General features: G+C 52.4%; 23 protein-coding genes and 1 other annotated feature. All 23 genes read right to left on the reverse strand.

The window, feature by feature from the left end:
* Nucleotides 1–43: 43 nt before the first annotated feature.
* Nucleotides 44–928 (reverse strand): branched-chain-amino-acid transaminase, encoded by an 885-nt coding sequence (gene ilvE / locus MKX76_RS15090; RefSeq protein WP_007130706.1) that lies wholly within the window; start codon nucleotides 926–928, stop codon nucleotides 44–46.
* Complete coding sequence (gene pheA, locus MKX76_RS15095) at nucleotides 929–1,816, reverse strand: prephenate dehydratase (protein WP_007130707.1); 888 nt, start codon at nucleotides 1,814–1,816, stop codon at nucleotides 929–931.
* Nucleotides 1,813–2,781 (reverse strand): homoserine kinase, encoded by a 969-nt coding sequence (gene thrB / locus MKX76_RS15100; protein ID WP_028407031.1) that lies wholly within the window; start codon nucleotides 2,779–2,781, stop codon nucleotides 1,813–1,815. Before thrB ends, pheA begins: the two co-directional genes overlap by 4 nt.
* Nucleotides 2,778–3,851, reverse strand: coding sequence for a threonine synthase (gene thrC / locus MKX76_RS15105; RefSeq protein WP_028407032.1), 1,074 nt, complete (start codon nucleotides 3,849–3,851; stop codon nucleotides 2,778–2,780). Before thrC ends, thrB begins: the two co-directional genes overlap by 4 nt.
* Before the next feature lie 69 nt (nucleotides 3,852–3,920).
* Nucleotides 3,921–5,207: a homoserine dehydrogenase gene (locus MKX76_RS15110; protein ID WP_007130710.1), complete on the reverse strand. Its 1,287-nt coding sequence runs from the start codon at nucleotides 5,205–5,207 to the stop codon at nucleotides 3,921–3,923.
* A gap of 60 nt (nucleotides 5,208–5,267) precedes the next feature.
* Nucleotides 5,268–5,705, reverse strand: coding sequence for an ACT domain-containing protein (locus MKX76_RS15115; protein WP_077569210.1), 438 nt, complete (start codon nucleotides 5,703–5,705; stop codon nucleotides 5,268–5,270).
* Between the two features lie 450 nt (nucleotides 5,706–6,155).
* Nucleotides 6,156–7,016 (reverse strand): IS3 family transposase, encoded by an 861-nt coding sequence (locus MKX76_RS15120; protein WP_341035047.1) that lies wholly within the window; start codon nucleotides 7,014–7,016, stop codon nucleotides 6,156–6,158.
* 11 nt (nucleotides 7,017–7,027) lie between these two features.
* Nucleotides 7,028–7,324, reverse strand: coding sequence for a transposase (locus MKX76_RS15125; RefSeq protein WP_341034084.1), 297 nt, complete (start codon nucleotides 7,322–7,324; stop codon nucleotides 7,028–7,030).
* Nucleotides 7,325–7,570: 246 nt separating this feature from the next.
* Nucleotides 7,571–8,320 carry a hypothetical protein gene (locus MKX76_RS15130; RefSeq protein ID WP_341034085.1) on the reverse strand — a complete coding sequence of 250 codons (750 nt, stop codon included), beginning with the start codon at nucleotides 8,318–8,320 and terminating at the stop codon, nucleotides 7,571–7,573.
* Nucleotides 8,321–8,348: 28 nt separating this feature from the next.
* The gene (locus MKX76_RS15135; protein ID WP_210095139.1) at nucleotides 8,349–9,113 is read right to left on the reverse strand and encodes a hypothetical protein; all 765 of its coding nucleotides are present in this window, start codon (nucleotides 9,111–9,113) and stop codon (nucleotides 8,349–8,351) included.
* Nucleotides 9,110–10,441 carry an SPFH domain-containing protein gene (locus MKX76_RS15140; protein ID WP_341034087.1) on the reverse strand — a complete coding sequence of 444 codons (1,332 nt, stop codon included), beginning with the start codon at nucleotides 10,439–10,441 and terminating at the stop codon, nucleotides 9,110–9,112. The genes MKX76_RS15135 and MKX76_RS15140 overlap by 4 nt, the downstream gene beginning before the upstream one ends.
* 254 nt (nucleotides 10,442–10,695) lie before the next feature.
* Nucleotides 10,696–12,006, reverse strand: a complete 1,311-nt coding sequence (obgE, locus tag MKX76_RS15145; protein WP_007130715.1) for a GTPase ObgE — start codon at nucleotides 12,004–12,006, stop codon at nucleotides 10,696–10,698.
* Between the two features lie 13 nt (nucleotides 12,007–12,019).
* The gene (locus tag MKX76_RS15150; RefSeq protein WP_007130716.1) at nucleotides 12,020–12,760 is read right to left on the reverse strand and encodes a Spo0B domain-containing protein; all 741 of its coding nucleotides are present in this window, start codon (nucleotides 12,758–12,760) and stop codon (nucleotides 12,020–12,022) included.
* Nucleotides 12,761–13,064: 304 nt separating this feature from the next.
* Nucleotides 13,065–13,376 (reverse strand): 50S ribosomal protein L27, encoded by a 312-nt coding sequence (gene rpmA, locus MKX76_RS15155; protein ID WP_007130717.1) that lies wholly within the window; start codon nucleotides 13,374–13,376, stop codon nucleotides 13,065–13,067.
* A gap of 17 nt (nucleotides 13,377–13,393) precedes the next feature.
* On the reverse strand, nucleotides 13,394–13,726 hold the full coding sequence (locus tag MKX76_RS15160; RefSeq protein ID WP_077569218.1) for a ribosomal-processing cysteine protease Prp: 333 nt from the start codon (nucleotides 13,724–13,726) through the stop codon (nucleotides 13,394–13,396).
* A 13-nt stretch (nucleotides 13,727–13,739) separates the two neighbouring features.
* The gene (gene rplU, locus MKX76_RS15165) at nucleotides 13,740–14,051 is read right to left on the reverse strand and encodes a 50S ribosomal protein L21 (RefSeq protein ID WP_007130719.1); all 312 of its coding nucleotides are present in this window, start codon (nucleotides 14,049–14,051) and stop codon (nucleotides 13,740–13,742) included.
* A 13-nt stretch (nucleotides 14,052–14,064) separates the two neighbouring features.
* Nucleotides 14,065–14,149: a sequence feature (ribosomal protein L21 leader region), on the reverse strand.
* A 56-nt stretch (nucleotides 14,150–14,205) separates the two neighbouring features.
* On the reverse strand, nucleotides 14,206–15,447 hold the full coding sequence (locus MKX76_RS15170) for an Rne/Rng family ribonuclease (protein ID WP_210095141.1): 1,242 nt from the start codon (nucleotides 15,445–15,447) through the stop codon (nucleotides 14,206–14,208).
* Nucleotides 15,448–15,570: 123 nt separating this feature from the next.
* A complete protein-coding gene (locus MKX76_RS15175; RefSeq protein WP_007130721.1) occupies nucleotides 15,571–16,425 on the reverse strand; it encodes a M50 family metallopeptidase in 855 nt (284 codons plus the stop codon).
* Complete coding sequence (locus MKX76_RS15180) at nucleotides 16,418–17,338, reverse strand: M23 family metallopeptidase (protein ID WP_341034089.1); 921 nt, start codon at nucleotides 17,336–17,338, stop codon at nucleotides 16,418–16,420. Before MKX76_RS15180 ends, MKX76_RS15175 begins: the two co-directional genes overlap by 8 nt.
* 280 nt (nucleotides 17,339–17,618) lie before the next feature.
* A complete protein-coding gene (gene minD / locus MKX76_RS15185) occupies nucleotides 17,619–18,413 on the reverse strand; it encodes a septum site-determining protein MinD (RefSeq protein ID WP_007130723.1) in 795 nt (264 codons plus the stop codon).
* Between the two features lie 3 nt (nucleotides 18,414–18,416).
* Nucleotides 18,417–19,079 (reverse strand): septum site-determining protein MinC, encoded by a 663-nt coding sequence (gene minC / locus MKX76_RS15190; protein WP_007130724.1) that lies wholly within the window; start codon nucleotides 19,077–19,079, stop codon nucleotides 18,417–18,419.
* 84 nt (nucleotides 19,080–19,163) lie between these two features.
* Nucleotides 19,164–19,694 (reverse strand): rod shape-determining protein MreD, encoded by a 531-nt coding sequence (mreD, locus tag MKX76_RS15195; protein WP_007130725.1) that lies wholly within the window; start codon nucleotides 19,692–19,694, stop codon nucleotides 19,164–19,166.
* Nucleotides 19,691–20,566 (reverse strand): rod shape-determining protein MreC, encoded by an 876-nt coding sequence (gene mreC / locus MKX76_RS15200; protein ID WP_007130726.1) that lies wholly within the window; start codon nucleotides 20,564–20,566, stop codon nucleotides 19,691–19,693. The genes mreD and mreC overlap by 4 nt, the downstream gene beginning before the upstream one ends.
* Nucleotides 20,567–20,575: the final 9 nt, after the last annotated feature.

Here is a 20,575-nt window from a genome sequence, read left to right on the forward strand (position 1 = left end):
TGAAAGGATTGTTCAATAAGCTTGATTTACTTGTCCGTAATCTTTAGGATTCCCAAACTTTATACCCGTCAATCTCAACGATTTTCCGGAATTCTTCAAGCAATCGGAGCGTAATCGGACCCGCTTGCCCTTTTCCGATGGTGCGCCCGTCAATTTCGCGTGCAGCGATGACCTCGGCGGCCGTACCTGTGAAAAATACCTCGTCGGCGATATACACATCATGCATGCTGAAAGGCTCTTCCTTAAGCGGAATGTCAAGCTTGCCGCACAGCTCGATAATCGCCTGGCGCGTAATGCCTTCAAGTGCGCCCAGGTAACAAGGCGGCGTTGTGACGACACCATTTTTCACGATAAAAATATTGTCTCCCGAACCCTCCGTAACATACCCTTGAGCGTTCATCATAATGGCTTCATCGGCCCCTGCGAAGTTTGACTGGATCTTAACGAGGATGTTGTTCAAATAGTTCAGCGACTTGATCTTCGGATTGAGCGCATCCGGAATGTTTCTGCGCTGGGCCACAGAAACCGCCCGCAAGCCGTTCAAATAAGCTTCCTCAGAATAGATTGCCAACTGTTCGACAATGATCAACACCGTCGGTTTCGGGCAGCGACGTGGATCAAGCCCCAGATTGCCGGCACCGCGCGACACGACGAGGCGGATGTAGCCGTCTCTCATATCGTTGCGGCGAATCGTCTCCGCCATTGCCTCCAGCAGCTCATCGTAGGCCAATGGAATAACTAGATCGATAGACTTGGCCGAATCGTATAAACGGTCCAAATGCTCTTTGCATTTGAAGATGTTGCCGTTATAAATCCGGATGCCTTCGAAAATGCCGTCCCCGTACAGGAAGCCGTGATCAAATACCGAAACTTTCGCATTCTCTTTCGTGACAAATTCTCCGTCTAAATAGATCCATTGCTCAGACATTTACTTTACCCCCAATTTCTCGCTTTCGTAGGCGTAACCCGGATACGATCCAAGCGTGCGGACTTGGCATCCGAGCGCTTCGATTTCTCCCATGGCGGCCGTCAACAGAACGGAATCGGCCGGAGCCATTACATCAATATAGAAATAATAGTTGCCGAGCTTTTTCTTGGTCGGCCTGGATTCGATTCGGGTCAGGTTCAGCCGTCTCCACGCAAATGCCGAAAGCACCTGATGCAGCGCACCCGGCACATCTTCCGGCAGCGTAACCAGAATGCTCGTCTTGACATGCTCCGGTGAACGGTCAATGGCGATCGGCTCATGGCCGATCAGCACGAACCGGGTGTAATTGTTGTCGTGATCCGTAATCCGCTCTGCGAGCAGATCCAATCCATGCTCCGCTGCACCGAGGGATGTTCCGATGGCCGCCCACCCTTTGCCCGGATTTTCTTTTACGATTTTAACGCCTTCGGACGTGCTGCCAACCTGTTCAAGCTCCGCCTGAGGGGCTGCTTTGGCCAGGAATTGGCGGCACTGGGCAGTCGCAACCTGATGGGACCAGATTTTCGTAATCTTGCTGAAATCCATCATTCCATCGGGTCCGCGGAATTCCGAAGCATTGCCGATCAAATTTTGAATCGACGGATACACCCACTCCACCTGCATCGGCATATCCACCTCATTGACAAGCCAATCCATATGGAGGCTTACAGAGCCCTCAATCGTATTCTCAATCGGAATGACGCTATAATCACTCTTGCCTTCGACCGTAGACATGAACACATCAGAGATCAGTTTGTAGTGGACCAGCTCGACAGGCTGATCGCCAAGAAGATATCGTATCGCTTCATGAGATACCGATCCTGAGGGCAACAAGGCTATTTTTTTCATGCGGTAACTTCCCCTCTAATCATATCCAAAAAGGATCTGTTGTTGATGTCGTCCATCGTCCGGACGCCCTCGGCTGCCGGGTCCAGACAGAAGCACGAGGCCGAAATGCCTTCGGCCTCCATCGCTTTCACCAAGTAAGCCTTGAGATCATCCACACGCCGATCGTCACGATCCACGAAAGCGATGATCGTCGGGCCTGCTCCGCTGAGCGCGACCCCCAGTGCGCCTTGATCAGGCGCTTCCGCCAGAATTCTCGGCATCCCGGGCACGAGCGGTGCCCGGTAAGGCTGGTGAATGCGGTCCTGCATCGCTGCACGTACAAGATCCAGGCGGCCTGCCGACAGGGCAGCCGTCATCAAGGACGATCGACTAATATTATATACGGCATCGGCCAAATTGACCTGGGCAGGCAGCGCCTCCCGTGCTTTGGACGTGGCCAGGTGGAAATCCGGAATGACGACCACCGTCCCGAGACGGGCCGGCGGGTCGATCCGGATATAATCCGCATGCTTTCCATCCCATACCGCCGTAATAATGCCGCCAAATAACGAGGCGCCAACGTTGTCCGGATGCTTCTCGAGGGCAGTCGCCATATCGAACAGCTTGGCCTCAGACAACGGAGAGCCGATCAACGCATTGGCCGCGAATAAGGCGCCAACGATGGCGGAAGCACTGCTGCCGAGTCCCCGGGCCAACGGAATGTCGGAATACATCGATATTTCAAGCTCGGGAACCGATTCTCCTGCTTCATCGAACACCATTTGCGCCACTTTATAGATCAAATTGCTTTTGTCGACCGGCACTCCCTTCATCTCGTCCCCGTAGAGATGAAATTCAGTGCGATCAGCCGGCTTCAGCTCGATCCAGGAGTATAGTGACAATGCCATGCCGAGCGTATCAAATCCGGGACCGAGGTTGGCCGTACTGGCCGGAACCTTCACCCTTACGCCTTGGGACAAACTCATACCTGCGCAGCCCCTTCAAGCTTCGCGATGGCTTCCATGACTGCGGACTCCGTATCGGATACGACCAGCGGTTCCGATTTGACGGTTGAAATCGCGATGTTCGGATCCTTCAATCCATGTCCAGTCAGAACGCAGACAACGGATTCCCCGCCTTTAAAATATCCTTCCCGCTTCATTTTATATACGCCTGCAATCGAAGCTGCGGATCCCGGCTCGGCAAAGATTCCTTCACGTGACGCGATTTTGCGGTAGGCTTCCAATATTTCCTCATCGGTTACATAGTTAATCTGGCCGCGGGACTCCTCGGCTGCAGCAACCGCCGTCTTCCAGCTGGCCGGATTGCCGATTCGGATTGCCGTTGCGACCGTTTCCGGATTAGCAATCGGCTCGCCTTTCACGATGGCCATGGCTCCTTCGGCCTCAAAGCCGAGCATTTTAGGAAGCGAAGCCGCTTTGCCGGCTGCATGGTATTCCTTGAAGCCTTTCCAATATGCGGAGATATTGCCCGCATTCCCAACCGGGATCGCCAGCACGTCCGGCGCTTTTCCCAACTGATCAACCACTTCGAATGCAGCCGTCTTCTGCCCTTCAATCCGGTACGGGTTCACGGAGTTGACGAGGGTAATCGGATGCTTAGCCGTGATCTCCCGGACGATTTCCAGTGCGCGGTCAAAATTGCCGTCGATGGCAATCACTTTGGCGCCGTAGATCATCGCCTGTGCGAGTTTGCCCAGGGCAATATTGTTGTTCGGGATAATAACGATGCAGTTCAACCCGCCACGCGCCGCATAAGCAGCCGCTGCAGCGGAGGTATTGCCGGTCGAGGCGCACATAATGGTGCGGCTGCCTTCCTCCATCGCCTTTGCTACCGCCATCACCATTCCCCGGTCTTTAAAGGAGCCTGTAGGATTCAGGCCTTCAAATTTAAAGTGCAGATCGATTCCTAGCTCCTCCGACAGGTTTTCGGCGCGGATCAGGGGCGTATTCCCCTCTTTAAGGGTCAGCAGCGGGGTTTGTTCATTAACGGGTAAATATTCTTTATAAGTTTGAAGCAGTCCTTCGTACGGCATCTCTCATGATCTCCTTTTCTATGAAAAAATATAGTCTCGGCTCTGATGCTCACTTCGCGGTCTTATGGGTTAGCCTTCTACGCGGTAGACGCTCTTGATCCGCCGAATAACCTCCAGGCCCTCGAAATGATTCAGCACCTTATCCATATTTGCCTTGCTCGCATGGTGCGTGACGATGATGATCTCTGCATCCGGATTCTGGTCATTCGGCTGCTGGACGACCGATTCCAGGCTTACGTCATGCTGTGCAAACACTTGGGTGATTTGGGCGAGTACTCCCGCTTTATCATCGACATGCAGCAGAATGAAGTTTTTATACGAAATCTGCTCATCCGTCTTAAGCTTCTTCTGTTTATACGGAACGATCGCTTTCAGACCATTCACGCCAAGCTTCAAGTTTTTGATGATCGCGACCAGATCCGCCACAACGGAGGTCGCCGTCGGCATCTCGCCGGCACCCGCACCGTAGAACATTGTCTCCCCTACAGCTTCCCCATAGACGTAGACGGCGTTGAAAACACCGTTAACGGCTGCGATGGGATGTCCCGTGCGTACCATGGTCGGCTGCACGCTGATGCTGACCTCGTCGTCCTGACGCTCCGCGATGCCGAGCAGCTTCATCTCATAGCCCAGACGTTTGGCGTACGAAATGTCTTCTTTGGTTACTTGAGAGATTCCCTTGACCGATACATCCTGCAGCTCGACATTCGTCCGGAAACCAAGCGTTCCGAGAATCGCCATCTTGCGTGCCGCATCCAGGCCCTCCACATCTGAGGTCGGGTCTGCCTCCGCATAGCCGAGCGCCTGCGCTTCAGCCAGTACGTCCTCGAAGGATGCGCCCTCCTGGCTCATTTTCGTCAAAATATAATTGGTCGTACCGTTCACGATCCCCATAATCTTCATAATGCGGTCCGATGAGAAGCCTTCAATCAGCGTCCGGATAATCGGAATACCGCCGGCTACGCTTGCCTCATAGAATACATCGCACTGCTTCTCTTGCGCTTTTGCCAAAATCTCGGCGCCGTGCAGAGCCATCAGATCCTTATTCGCCGTCACGATATGCTTGCCGCGGTCCAGCGCTTCCAAAATGTACGTCTTCGTCTGATCGATGCCGCCCATAACTTCCACAATGACATCAATCTCCGGATCCCGGATCACTTCCCACGGATCCTCCGTCAGCTTGCTCTGATCCACACTGACGCTGCGGTATTTCTCCAGATGCTTCACCGCAATCCGCTCGATCACGATCGGTGATCCGACCTGGCTGCTCAGATCCTCCTGATGACCTTCTACAATTCGCACAACCCCAGTTCCTACTGTTCCCAATCCTAAAAGTCCTATCTTCACCGGCTTCATTCCTACAATTACCTCCCGTATCCCATCACAATAAGCGATTTACTTAACTTATGAAACGAATTATCCTTGCCCGATCATCTGTACTTTGCGTACGCCGGTGATCCGGCGCAGACCGTCCAACAAATCGTCGAGCTCTTCAATCAAACGGGAGACCTCAACAGAGATCACCACGTTTGCGATCCCCTGTAAAGGAATGCTCTGGTGGATGGTCAGCACATTGCCGCCTTCACCGGCAACCAATCCAAGCACCTCTGACAGCATCCCCGAACGGTGCTCCATATCAATCGATATGGTGACAATTTCATCCCGCTCCAGCTGATTGATCGGATGGATGCCATCCTTATACTTATAAAAGGCGCTGCGGCTAAGCCCTACCTGCTCAACAGCTTCATGGACCGTCTTGACGTCGCCGGAGGCCAGCAGCTTCTTCACCTGCATCGTTTTGACCACAGCTTCGGGAAGGATGTCTTCCCGGACCAAATAATAGCGTTCCTTCACAAAACGTCCTCTCCTCAAAGACTACTGTTTTCGTATAGTGGACATTATACTGGATATATCGGGCAAGGGCAATACATAAATGTCCCTTTTTTCGCGTTGGCAGCATCTTCATGTCCAGGCTATAACCTATACTATATCGCAAATTTTATAGGAACTCATCGTTAACCCTGTAAAATTGTAAATTTAGCGAAGAAAAAACGCCCATACTACGCTTAAAGTTGAGAATGAAGTACTCGGGCCCGCGACAGCAAACATGTCCCTAAAAGGGACTTGTGGCGCCCAATCCGGCGCTGAAGAAGCAAACAAGTCCCTAAAAGGGACTTGTCACGCCCAATCCAGCGCTGAAATAGCAAACAAGTCCCTAAAAGGGACTTGTCGCGCCCAATCCAGCGCCACAGTAGCAAACAAGTCCCTAAATGCTCTTCTGTCAAGAAAGTAGACACCTCTAAGCTAAGCTATGTACTCGTAATAGCACTGCTCAAAACGCACCGGGGACATATACCCAATCGTACTGTTAGAACGTTTTCGGTTGTAAAAAAATTCAAGGTAACGGTACAGCTTCTGCCCGGCTTCCTCTTTTGTTTTAAACTTAGGTTTGCTGTAAATGAATTCTCGCTTTAGGATACTGTGAAACGCTTCAATACAGGCGTTGTCGTAGCAGTTTCCTTTGCGGCTCATACTGGGCTTCATGTTAAATTGCTTCAACTGTTCACGGTACTCTTTAGCGGCATATTGCGAACCGCGGTCGGAATGGTGAATCAATCCCTTCGGAGGCTTCTTAGCAGCATACGCCATCTTTAGGGCATCGAGGGTAAGGTTTGTGGTCATCCGATCGCTTAGCTTCCAACCGACGATTTGTTTGGTGTACAGATCCAGGATGCTCGCAAGGTAGAGTTTCCCTTGGCGGCAGGGGATGTACGTGATGTCAGCGACCCACTTTTCGTTGGGCTTTGTGGCTTTGAAATTTTGTTCCAACACGTTAGGGGCAATCGGGAGATCATGCTTGGAATCGGTCGTAACCACTCGGAACTTACGGGCCATGCATGAACGAAGGCCATGTTCGCGCATAATGAGGCCCACCGTACGTTCCGATACCGTCCATCCTTCCTTCACCAGCTCGTTTCGTATTCGGGGACTGCCGTAGGTTTCATCGGAGTCATAGAAGTGCCATTTCACACGTTCAGCCAGCGTTGCCTTACGTTTTTCCCGTTCAGAAGCTTCAGAGGTACGCCATTTGTAATAACCGCTCCGAGACACGTGAAAGAGAACGCACATCTTCTCCAATCGAAACTCGGAGCGATGATCTTCGATAAACTGGAACCTTAGTTCTTTTCTTTGCTGAAGATGTGCATGGCCTTTTTTAGGATCGCAATTTCTTCTCTCAAATCATCAATTTCGCGTTTCTGATCTTCGATAAGTTGGGTTTGCTGACGTAAGGTTTCCCCATGATTGACAGGCTCGTGCTCGAATGTTCGATACTTTTTGACCCAGTTGCGTAATGTGCCTGGATTAATGTTCAACTCATCGGCGATCTGCTCCAGCGTCTTAAACTGTTCTTGCACGTACTTTACGGTTTCACGCTTAAATGTCTCGTTGTAATGTTGTCTATTGCCACTCATTTTTTTTGACACCCTCTCGTCTGCTTTGTTTCATTATCGTTTTATCACTAAGGGGTGTCCACTTTTTATTCTAGCTGCAAAAAGGGACTTGTCGCGCCCAATCCAGCGCCACAGTAGCAAACAAGTCCCTAAAAGGGACTTGTCGCGCAGGCCGGCTTTTATCCTTACACGCTTGGGGCCACTCGATCAAGGCGACCAGTGCTTTAGAAGGGGCTTGGGCAGATCCCCCTTTTTCGAACCCTCCGTCTACCCGATCCTGCTGTGCCTCAGCAGCGTGCCGCAATAGTCGCACTCCTTGTGCTCGCCGCGGGCCACGGACGATTTCGCACCGCATCCGGGGCATTCTATCCAATACGGGCCGTCCTCTTCCGGTGTCTCCGTCCGCTCTGCCGTCAAAATCACGGCTGCTTGATTCAGGACCGAGTTCAGCTGCTCATCAAGGCTCTGTGCACCACTGGTTTCGCTGAAGTCTTCCCGGCTCCGCAAGGACGGGATTTTCACGACGCCGTTCTCGATCCGTCCATGGGGGAGCAAATGCATGCGAAACATATCATTCAAATCCCGGATCACCTGCTCCGGTCCCTGCCTAACCGCCTGGGCAATGTACGGGATATGGAACAGCCTCCTTCGCACGATGGCATCCGTATAAACCTCGATCAGCATTCCGAAGCTTTGGTCCCGCTTGTGTCCGATCACGAACAAAATGACTGCCGGAAGCAGAAAAACGATTCCCAAGAAGATCGTGACTTCCGTAAGACTCCCGGTCTCCCCGGTGCCGGTGCTGCCGACGATCATCAAAAACTCAAGGACCATAAACGTAATTAGCAATACCCAGCCCAAGAGCCTGTAATTTCTCCCCTTGCAGCTGTTTCGTCGCTGGGTGGCAATCATTCGAATGGCGGCCAGCACCATAGCTAGCGGAAAAAATAAAACGGCAGCCACGAGGATAAGGGCATCGGTTGTGGAAAATTTCAATTTATAAGGTTTCAAAGGCATACCCATACGTTATCTCCTTGATCTGCTTTTATGTAGAACCTGCTTTTGCATGTAAAAGCTGCATATTACGGTCCTGCACCGTTCTGAGGATATCCCGGATCATGCGTGCCGTTTCCTCGGCCACCTCCGGGCGGGCTTCGGCGCTGACTTCACCGATCAGTGTCACCTGATCCTCCAATACCGCGATTTTCTCCCGGATCAAATGCTCCATTTCATGGAGGGAGGCATGGGGAATGGGATCGCTGTAGCGAAGCGTCTCCTCCAGTTCAGCCAAATCCCGGTCCAGCAAGGGGATATCCTCGCCTGACAGCAGGTTCAGCTTTCCCCGGATCGCTCCAACCCAAGCGACCGTTTCACGCTTCCTTGCTGTGTGCTCCCCCTCCTTCTCCTCATGAGCGAATGCATACCTGCCGATCAGAGAGACTAAAGCCAAAACAACGGCAAATCCCAATAACGTCATCGCATGGATTTTGAGATACGCCGGCCCTGAGAGCTTAAACAGGTTTCCCAGCAAAATCACCTCAAGGATGACGGATACGGCATACACCCCGATAATGAAGCCCATGGCGATCGTAAAAGGGGCCTTGGAGGCAGCAGCTTTGCGTCTGCGTTGATGGATGCAGGATCCGGTAAAAAGAAGCACAGACGCCTCAGCGAAACCAATGGCAATGCCGGACATCCACGCGTTGATATCGGTCAGCCCGCCAATAAAACCGAATAGCAGTATCGTTGCCACCGGCACGATCGCGGCAGCCAACCAGAAACCGTTTCGAGTTGCGACTCTTGACGTCATGATGGATCACCGCTTTCACTTTCCATTAACCGATGCCCGCATTCCATGCAGAACTTCTGCCCCGGCTGTACCTCATGATTGCAGTTAGTGCATTGAAGCCTATGGCTTGCTCCGCAGTTCGGACAGAATTTCGCCCCCGGGTCCAGCAAGTTGCTGCATTCCCGGCAAGGGATTGGCAGCTGGGCGCCGCATTCCGCGCATATCTTGGCATTCGCCGGATAATCATAGCCGCAGGATGGGCAGGCTCTGTACGGATCTCCGCAGTTCAGGCAAAACTTCGCATGACGGGGGATCACATGACCGCAATCGGTGCACAAAATATCGCGAGCCGGCTTGTCCGGCTTCTGCACATGGGCCGGCTGACCACAGCCTGAACAAAACCGGGAATGCTCGTCGATCAACGTTCCGCACTCGGTACAGGCTCTTGGCTTCAGTCCGGGGCCGTCCGCAGTCGGTACCTCAGTGTCCCTTAACACTCGGGTCATCGTCTCATATACCGGACCAGCCATGCCGATCCCTACGCCCAGCCCGCTGCCGATGATTCCCGCCGGGCTCCCGGGATTCTTCGCGGCTCCTTCCAGCGTATCGAAGGTCCGCTCCTGATGATATGTATAGCCGATAATGTCCATTTCCGCTTTCTTCGCCAATGCTTCCTTAATTCGAAGAGCCGCGGGGTCATCTTCCGGTATGTTGATGGAATCGACAAAGAAATTGAGCAGCGTAATCCCCATCTCATCGAACGATGGAGCAATCGCTTCCATAATGTGCTTTGATATTTCCGTCATATAGGCGCTGATTTCGACGACGCTGATTTTTTTGAAAATGATGTACGAGGAGATGATATCCTTAATATTGGACATAAGCACCCCCCGGTAATATTTGACCAAGGTGCTTTGATCAAAGGTTGGCAGCGTGCCGACCATTTTCCCCAAAAATTTTCTCGGATCGCTGATCTGGACCCCGAACTGTCCGAATGCCCGCACGGAGACGATAATATTATATTTGGGATCCTGGAGCTGTATCGGCGCGCTCGTCCCCCACTTCACATCCAGTGAGCGCATTTTGTTGATAAACCATACTTCAGCGGTAAACGGGGATTTGCCGCCGAACGGAAGATTGATGATATTCGATAAAATCGGAATGTTTGCAGTGCTTAGCGTATGCCTGCCTGCAGAGAAGGAATCCAAGGCTTGGCCGCCCTTATATAAAATCGCCTCCTGCGATTCATGAACGATAAGTTGGGTCCAGGTGCCCAGTTCCTGGTTCGGATAACGCCAAGCAAACACATCCGGCGGGCCTTCAAATTTAACAACGTCAATGATTGCCATAGTTCTGCTCTCCTTTTGCACGGTTCGTCCGATCTGATGATCAATAAAAAAAGGTACAAATGTACTACTATTGTATACGATTTGACTGGTAAATGGATGAAAAATTTGGGAATGCGGGCATATTCGCGCTCTTTAGCGTACAAAAAAACCGCCAATCCTGCTTGCATACAGACTTAGCGGTATCTCTTTATCAAACAAAATCAGCGGCGCTCGAAGGCCCCGATTGGGGGATGTTCCATCCTTCTGTTCTGCTCTTAATAATAGCTGCTTCCTTCAACAAACTCGAATTCAAAATCGCCGATTCGTACAATTGTTCCTTCCGTTGCACCGCGCTTGCGAAGCTCCTCGTCCACACCCATATGGCGCATGGTCCGGGCAAGCTTCAGAATCGCGTCATGCGAATTCATCTGCATCCGCTTCAGCATCCGCTCGATCCGTTCGCTGTGCACGACATACATTTCATTGTCGCGGGTAATCGTGAACGAGTTGTCATTCTGGGCTTTGAACTTGTAGACCTTCCGCTCGGCAACCTCGGTCACCTCTTCCACCGTTGGCTCTTCCGGCATGCTCTCAAGAATATCCATCGTTCGGTACAGAAGCTCCTGGATCCCTTGACGGGTCAGTGAAGAAATGGGCATAACTTCAATGTCCGGGCGGATCGCCTTTACCTTCTCGGTGAAGACGGCCAGATTCTCTTCGGCTTCAGGCATATCCATCTTATTGGCAGCCACAATTTGCGGGCGGTCCATCAGAGCCGCATTGTAGAGCCTGATCTCATCATTGATCTTCTCCCAATCCTCGAACGGGTCCCTGCCCTCCGTACCGGCCATATCTACCACATGAATAATGACGCGCGTCCGCTCTACATGCCGGAGGAACTCATGTCCGAGTCCGACGCCCTCATGGGCGCCCTCGATCAATCCGGGCAGATCGGCCATGACGAAGTTTCGGCCATCGCCCACTTCCACCATACCGAGATTTGGCGTGATGGTCGTAAAATGATAGGCTCCAATCTTAGGCTGCGCGGCGGAAACGACCGATAACAGCGTAGACTTGCCGACGCTCGGGAAGCCGACCAAGCCGACATCGGCCATAACCTTAAGCTCCATTACGACGTATCGCTCTTCGCCCTCTTCACCGTTCTCGGCGAGCTCCGGCGCAGGATTGTTTGGCGTTGCGAAACGGATATTTCCCCGTCCCCCGCGTCCGCCTCTGGCTACAACGACCTGCTGCCCATGCCGGGTCAGATCCCCGATCACTTCGCCCGTGTCGTCATCCATCAGGATCGTGCCGGGCGGTATGCGCACAATCAAATTTTCAGCGTTGGCGCCATGCTGGCTTTTGTTCCGTCCCTTTTCTCCGCGCTTGGCCTTAAAATGCTTCTGGTAACGGAAATCCATCAGCGTACGCAGTCCTTCATCCACTCGAAATATGACATCGCCGCCTTTGCCGCCGTCACCGCCGGCAGGGCCGCCCTCAGGCACATACTTCTCACGGCGGAATGCAATGAGGCCATCTCCTCCGTCTCCGCCTTTTACGTAAACTTTCGCTTTATCTACAAACATGATATCACCTTCCTCAAGTCACTAACGGCAGGTATAAGCGGTACGTGGGTTCCCCCGGCTCCGTCTGTTCCACCCGAACGCCTTCGTCCTGTACGGCTTGTTCGATCTGAAGCCTTAAGCTGTCGGGTTCTCCGAAGTCTCCTTCACCCTGTGCCCATACAATCAGCTCATGCTCCTGCTGCATAAATGTTAACGCTAACTCCCGGGTTTCTCCCCATGACGCCTTCCCGCTCATCTGGAAAGCCTTGACCGTCCGAATAATCGTTTCGGCCACCCGATCGGCCGTTCCTGGCGAGACCTTGCCTTCCAACTGGACTTGATCCACAATGTCAACTTCCAGCTGCAGATTGTTGCCGGAGGTCCGGTATGAATGTAAATAAAAAACCAGAGAAGGGATGCCCAGCTTGGATATTTTGCTCTCCAGCGCCATCCGCTCTTTTATTCTTTCCACACAAGCCACGGATTTATCAAGCTTGCCTAATTGAATATAGCCGTATAAAATTTGAAGTTCATTCATCCAATCATGTCGGTGATGATTCAACATCCGAATCGACGCGTGCTCCATATTCCGAACGATCGCCTGCTGCCTGCGCTTCTCCGACCGCAGCACAAGCCATGCAGCGCCAACCGAAGCAGCCGCAGCCCAGATCGCCGTTACGGCACCCGCTGCGAGACTAGGCTTCCATACCATCCATGCTACCGGCAAGACTGAGGTTAAACCGGCCCCAGCCGTTATCCATATCCAGGATTTCATCGCTTCTCCTCGTCTTTCAACAGCAATTGGTTACATTCACCAGATCTCAGTATATCACAGTCTTTCCGCACGGTTCATCCCCTGGATGATGATCTTGGCAAATTTCAATACGAATTACGGTGGAAGGCCAGCGATCGAAGGCGCTGCAGGCTAACGGTTACTCCACCTTGGCTTCGAAGATGCTAACCAACTCGACGACCGGATACCCCGCCCACGGAGTGAAGCAAGCCCCTTCTTATAATTAAAAAAAGAAGCCCCGGCAACGATGCCGAAAGGCTTCTTCTGTAAGCAGTATAAGAAACGATTAAGCTTCCACTGCAGCCGCTACAGGAGCGACTTCAACCGGGTAGACGCTCACTTTCTTGCGGTCACGGCCCCAACGTTCGAATTTCACAACGCCGTCCACTTTCGCAAACAAAGTATCGTCTTTACCGATACCCACGTTCGTGCCTGGGTGAATTTTCGTACCGCGTTGACGAACCAAGATGCTGCCGCCGGTCACAACTTGACCGTCCGCACGCTTCACGCCAAGGCGCTTCGCTTCACTGTCACGACCGTTCTTCGTGGAACCTACACCTTTTTTCGATGCGAATAACTGAAGATCCAATTTCAACATGTTGTCTACCTCCTTCTTTAAGTAGTCAATTCTTGTATTCGTATATATTTGCCGTATGAATCGGCAATTCCCTGCAACATGACAACCATCGACTCGAGAAGCAGCTGAACTTGACCCGATGCAGATTCGTCTGCACTCTTCGGAAGATTCGCGCTGAGAAAGCCGCCCTTCATCCGGGTCTCCATAACGGTTCCGGTAAGAGCCTCGACGGAATTGACCGTCCCCACCGTGATGCTGGATACTCCGGCACACACGATATCTTGTCCGGGATCGGCATAGCCCGCATGTCCCTCAACCTTAAAGCTACGGATTCGTCCATCTTCCCCGCGCAGGATCTGTACCGTAATCACTTACCGCACCCTCTTACGCTTGGATCTTCTCGATGGTTACTTTCGTATAAGGCTGACGATGACCTTGCTTCTTGTGGTAGTTCTTCTTCGGCTTGTATTTGTATACAACGACCTTGCGGCCTTTACCGTGCTTCTCCACTTTCGCAGTCACAGTTGCACCGGCTACAACCGGAGTACCTGCTACCAGTCCGTCCTCTTTGGAAACGGCCAGTACACGGTCGAAAGTCACGCTCTCTCCGTCACCTGCATTCAGCTTCTCGATGAACAATACATCGCCCTCTTGAACTTTGTATTGCTTACCGCCTGTTTCGATAATAGCGTACATTTGCTTGCACCTCCCTATGTCTCAGACTCGCCTGGAAAAGGTGACTGTCCTTACCTGAACAGCGCTTATAAACCCAACCGGAGCGGTTACAGCATGTGCAGCAATAGATTACTTCACACATACCCAATGATAATATCATAATCCTTATTCAACGTCAACCTCCAGAAGGAAGAACAAAGCCTCTCCCTCCGCAGGCACCGCAAGGCTTGGCAAAGGGCAGCGGCATGCTCTCTCTCGCTTTCTTACGGGTCATTTCCAGCAAATCCAGCTTGGTCCAGCCTACGACAAAGGTCTTGCTCCGATCCTTCCGGATCGCCTCCTCCATTGCCGCCGCTACCTGATGCCGATGCTCCTCGCGCTCCATATCGATGAAGTCGACGATGATGATCCCTCCGATGTCCCACAGCCGCAATATGCGTGCAATCTCGCGAGCGGCCAGCAGGTTGGTCTGGAGAATCGTCTCGCCCAGATTATCCCCGCCGATATATTTCGCGGTATTGACATCGATAATGGTCATCGCTTCCGTCTGGTCAATGACGATCGTAACCCCTTCCGGCAGCGCAATCTTTCTTGCGAAGCCGGTCTTCAGCTGATCATCAATCCCGTAAGCCTGGAAGAGCGGGACGCTCTCCGAATAATGGATAACCTTTGGCTCGATGCCCGGGACGCTGTCCTTCAGGTAGCTAATCGTCTCCTCGGCTTTGGGCAGGCTGTCAATCACGAGCTCATCCTCATAAGGATCAAATGAATCCCTGATCAGGCGCTGCAAAAGGCCAAGATCCCGATGGAGCAAAGCGGGAGCTTGAAGCTTCCGTGCCTTTTCCGTTATTCTCGCCCATTCTTCCCTTAAAAACTCAAGATCACTGCGGATAAAATCGATGGGCTCATCCTCCGAAACCGTCCGGATAATGATGCCCTCTTCCCCGGTCCGCAGCTGCTCTCCAATCCCCTTCAGCCGGCTGCGCTCCGCATCGCGCTCGATCTTCTTCGAGACGGCGACATAATCGGCTGTCGGCATGTATACCATGCATCTGCCCGGAAGGGAGAAATGCGTTGTCACCCTGGCTCCCTTGCCTCCTCTCGGCTCTTTCATCACTTGAACGATCAGCTCTTGGCCGACGGTCAGCAGCTGCGAGATCGAGGGTTTCTGCTTCGGCTGTTTCTCAAGATGCGGATGAAGCACATCATCAACATATAAAAATGCGTTCTTCTTCAGTCCGATATCGACAAAGGCTGCCTGCATCCCGGGCAGCACATTGACAACCTTTCCCTTGTAAATGCTTCCGACTACACTCTGCTCGGAATTTCGCTCAACCGCGAACTCCGCTAATCTCCCATCCTCGATGAGAGCCATCTGAATGTTCTCATGTTCACAATGAACGATCATTTGCCTCATGGCTTCACCTCACAAACGGAAGACGAACTCTATGATTCTATCCTACCACAATTTGGATGAATGAAGCAGACAGAATCGGCCCCACCCTGTGTCTCCCTCATGATGTTTACGATTTTACGCATATCAGGGTGGTCCATTTGATGCGAAGTACGAAGAGATGACATGCTGTTCAGGCACAACGGCGAGCAAACGGCCCGGTCCGCCCATCACATATATCAAATGATACTTCTCTCTTTTAAATAGACGCATGATATCACTCAAAGGTTTCGCAGAATCGGCTACGATCGGCTGTGCAGGTCCGAGCCGCTCCAAATTTCGTTCATAAATCTCGCTGCGCTGCACAAGAAATCGGAGAAAACGGTAAGGTACATTCCGGTGATCCTCAAAGTTGGAGTATGCCAGAAACAGCCCGATCATCAGCAGGTTGAGGCGGATCCCGCCGCCGGAGGATAAGGGAGCAAGTCCGTAAGCGATCATCAGCAGACTGCCGCATATGCCGGCCCGGGAAGTCCATACCAGCGTTGCGTGGTAAGGAGCGATTAAACTGATCAGCGCCTGGAGCACCTTTCCTCCATCAAGAGGCAGAATCGGCAGGAGATTGAATAGAGCGATCATCACATTTCCCTGGATAATATAAGCCAGCATCGCCTCGTCTCCCCAGCCGGCCCAGCGGCAGCAGAGGGCAAGTCCGATCATGATGGCATTTTGGAGCGGACCTGAAAGCGCGATGACGATTTCCTTCCATGCCGTCATCCGCCCATCGTCCTCTATAACAGCAACGCCGCCGAACGGCAGCATCTGAATGGCTCTCACCTTGAACCCCATCGCTGCAGCGGCGGCGGCATGACCTAATTCATGGATAAAGACGATGATGAATAATGTAAGCAGCTCGAGAAAACGTCCCGTTACGACGGAAGCCAGCATGACGATGACAAAAAGCGGATGCAGCGACAGGGCTGTCCCCTTAAAATTAATCAAGCGGCATCACTTCCGCAGGGTCCACGTCCCGGTTGCCCTCTTTGAGAACAAAATAAAGCGTCGGGGGACTGCCCGAATCCGTCGATTGAAGCGTACCGATCGGATCTCCGCCCTGCACCCAATCGTTGACCTTCAGCCCGGTCTCCGCCAGTCTGCTGTAAATCGCCTTCCGGTTTCCCGTATGCTGAATTAAAACCGATATCCCGTTCTCCGGATGCTCTGTCACCTCCAGTACCCGGCCGGTCTCAATGCTTCTGACCGCCCGCTGGGATAACGATCCTCCTGCGGCTTCCAGCACGATTCCCTTCAGATCTACAGCAAAGGATTGCACCAACCTGCCTTCAAGCGGAGGAATGAGCGATGTGGATGCATTCACTTTGGTGGAGTGCTCATCGGTTTGCCCGAAAATCGGAATAAAGGATGGAGCTTCTCCAAAATGCTCTTCGTACCATACCTGGGCCGCGCGGAAATCCATCTCACGGCTCAGCCCTTCGATGATAAAGGCCTGCGTTCGCAGAGCCCATGGCTGCTGCATGGAAAATATCCCCCACACGATGCCGAACAGCAGCGCGCTCACGACGAGGCGTCGAACAAGGCCGGGCAGAAAGGATCCCCTTCGCGGCGGATTCGGAGCGTCGCCGGGATCTATAGTGTCGTACCAGCCGCGATATCCCTGCTGCTTCCAGAGCCGCTCGGGATCCGGCTCCATATCGGCCGAGGACCGATCGGGCAATGCCGGTCTGACTTTCGAATTCTGAGCCCCCTCGGGCTCTTTGGCTTCCGGCTTGACCGTCTCCGCTTGTCCAGGCAGCGCCGGCCACGACTTGTCCGGCGGGAGCGAATGCTGCCCGCCCTCGAGCAGCTCCCGGATTCGGGCTTCCCTACGATGTTTCACTGAGGATTTAACGTCCATAAGCTCTCCCCCTTGGGGCTTGTTTGTCTGTCTGCCTCAAGATCCTTCGGCAGATCTCTTCTTGTCCTATCATATGAGGGAGGGAAAGCCGTTTAGAACAAGCCCTGCTCATCTTGATGAGCCGGATCCGGTAGAAATGCCGTTGCCTTCTTGAGAACCCCTCAGGCTGTCGAGAACCTTTTCTATACGGAGCGGCTTCCAACAGAAAAAAAGGGGTATCCCGCCAGATCCAAGATCTGTTGGGATACCCCTGCTGCTCTATATGAAACTGAAACTTCGCTTAACCCATTCCGAAAAACTTCTTGAACTTGGTGAACATGCCCTTTTTCTGATGAATCTGCATCAGAGGCACGGTATCACCAAGAATTCGGCGTGCGATGTTCCGATAGGCGATCGCCGCTTGGGAATCCGGATTCATTACGGTCGGCTCCCCACTATTGGCCGCCTTGATCACCTTCTCGTCATCGGGCACGATGCCGATCAAATCGATGTTCAGCACCTGCAGCACATCTTCAATCTCGAGCATGTCGCCGGTCTTCACCATGTTCGGACGGATCCGGTTCACGATCAGCTTCGGCGATTCCACATGGGAGCTCTCCAGAAGCCCGATAACCCGGTCTGCGTCCCGAACGGCTGCGTTCTCCGGCGTCGTAACGACGATGGCTTTATCGGCGCCGGCAATTGCATTCTTGAAGCCCTGTTCGATTCCTGCAGGGCAATCGATGATGATGTATTCGAATTCTTTCTTGAGTTCGAGAACGATATCCTTCACTTGATCCGGAGAAATCGCGTTCTTATCCTTCGTCTGGGCTGCAGGCAGCATATACAGATCGTCAAAGCGCTTGTCCTTGATCAACGCTTGATTGAGCCGGCATCGCCCTTCTGCAACGTCGCATATGTCGTAAATAATCCGGTTCTCCAGGCCCATGACGACATCCAAATTGCGCAGACCGATATCCGTATCCACCAAACACACTTTTTTTCCCAAGAGTGCTAAAGCTGTGCCGATGTTCGCCGATGTCGTCGTTTTACCGACTCCGCCCTTACCAGAAGTTACGACGATTGCCTCTCCCATGTACTACACCCCTTTAAACACATTAAAATCCCGACCCAAACGTGAGATGTTGCTGATCTTGTCGATCTCCATGCTTCCGTTCTTCAAATAAGCAAATTCCATGACCGTCTCGCGCGTCTCCCATTCGTCCGGCGGCCGGCTGATCATTTGAGAAATCCGGAGCTGGGTAGGAGCGAAATACGAAGCGGCAATAATCGCTTCTTCGTTGCCGTCCACACCGGCATGCGCGGTTCCGCGCAGCGCGCCCAGTATGTATATATCTCCGGTGCACGTAATGACGCCCCCGGGATTGACGTCTCCTAGGAATAGGAGATCTCCATCATGGTGCAGCACCTGCCCTGATCGCACGATTCCCGTCATCAGCTCCAGCTGGCTGCCGGGAGGGGTCTCCGGCTCGATCGGCGGGGACTCTACATTGCGGATTAGAAGATTTCCTTTTTGCTTCAATATATCGAGAATCATCTGTTTTTCTTCTTCGGATACTTTACGGGATCCCAGCTTTACATCCACATGAATGATCGGTCCGGTCAAAATATTCTGGTGACTGTGCTCCAGCTTATACCTAAGCTCCTGGAGCAGCTCGTCGAGCTCACATTGATCGTCAAGCAGGAATACCAGGCCATCCTTAATGCCCTTAATCGTCACATGATTGGATTTTACAGCCATAAGACCTGTCCCTCCCATCCTAGTACATTTCGCGCTCAAACCTTCAAGTTCCTGCTAGTCTTCGTAAAATGTCTTGGCGTGGGCTTAGGAAGCAGTCTTTCTTCGCTGATATTTCGCGATCAGCTCCAGCTGCTTGCGGACCGGGACATAAATCGCCAAAGCAAAGGCAAAGTGAACGAGGAGATTCGGCAGCATATGATGCAGCAGCGACCAATTGTAAGAGGTCGGATTAAGCCGGAATACCTTGTAGATACCAAACAGCGTGCTATCGAACAGCAGGCTTCCCAAGATGACGATCGTCATCATCATCGGCAGCGGAGCACGCGGCGCCTTGAACACAAGTCCCAGCAAATATGCGGATATGCCCATAGCAAAAGAATAAGTGCCGATCATTTCGCCGTAGTATACGATGTCATGAAGCATACCGAATATAAGTCCGAGCACAAGGCCGGTATGGCGGTGATAATAGATCGAGACGAAAAATATGGCGACCAGAACAAAATTAGGATAGATCTGCAGCTGCAGCGAGCTCGGCGTTAACCAGAAGAACACCGTGCCTTGCAGGATGAACAAAACGAACAACAGGAGAATGAGAATCTGCTTGCGCGCCATCATTTCGGCTCCTCTGGGGTAACCACGATAATGACATATCTCCAGTCCTCGAATTTGGCGGCAGGCGTAATCGTTGCGGTTCTGCTCTGCCCGAATTGGCTGATCTGGACGCTATCTACGGTTCCAATGATCAGGCCCGGCGGAATGACGCCGCCCGCGCCGGACGAAATAATCTTGTCTCCTTCCGCAATCGGATCATCCTCCGCAACCCGTGTCATGAGCAGCGTGTTGGTCTTCTCGTCGTAAGTTTCCACGATGCCGAAGGTTTTGTCCTCCTTGCCGATCGCCGTAACCGAGATCGGCTGCGGATTCGGGTCCTGGGCATCCATCGTTGTCAGCAGCTTCACCGTGGAGGTGAAATTGCTCACGTTGCTTACGATGCCCACCATGCCGTCAACCGTAGTGACCGACATGTTCGGCCGGATGCCGTCGCGCTCGCCCAAATTGACGACAAGCGTCCGGTTGTTCGGATCCGAATTGACAGCGATCACCTCTGCCGTACGGTAATCGTATTTATCCCGGTTTTTCTGGTTTTGCGTAAATCGGAGATTATCCCGAAGCCTCTCGTACTTCGCTTTTATCGTATTGTAATTCGCGCTCTCTCGCGAATACTGCGCAACCGCCCTACGAAGCTCTTCATTCTCCTCATAGACCGCCTTCATATTCCGCACGTCTTCAAAGAAACCCGCTATATAGGCAGCGGGCTTGTAAAATACGCTTTGCACAAAACCGACCGTATCTTTAACGAATTTCTCAGGCCAAGATAAAGAAGCTCTCGGACCGAGCGTAAATCCCATGATCGCGATAAACGCCACGAGCCCGATGAGCATGATGAACAAGCGCTTGTTGCCTAGCAGCTTAAACAGTTGCAACACCCTCTAACC

The organism is Paenibacillus sp. FSL R5-0810 (assembly GCF_038002285.1).
Taxonomy (GTDB): Bacteria; Bacillota; Bacilli; order Paenibacillales; family Paenibacillaceae; genus Paenibacillus_AQ; species Paenibacillus_AQ lactis.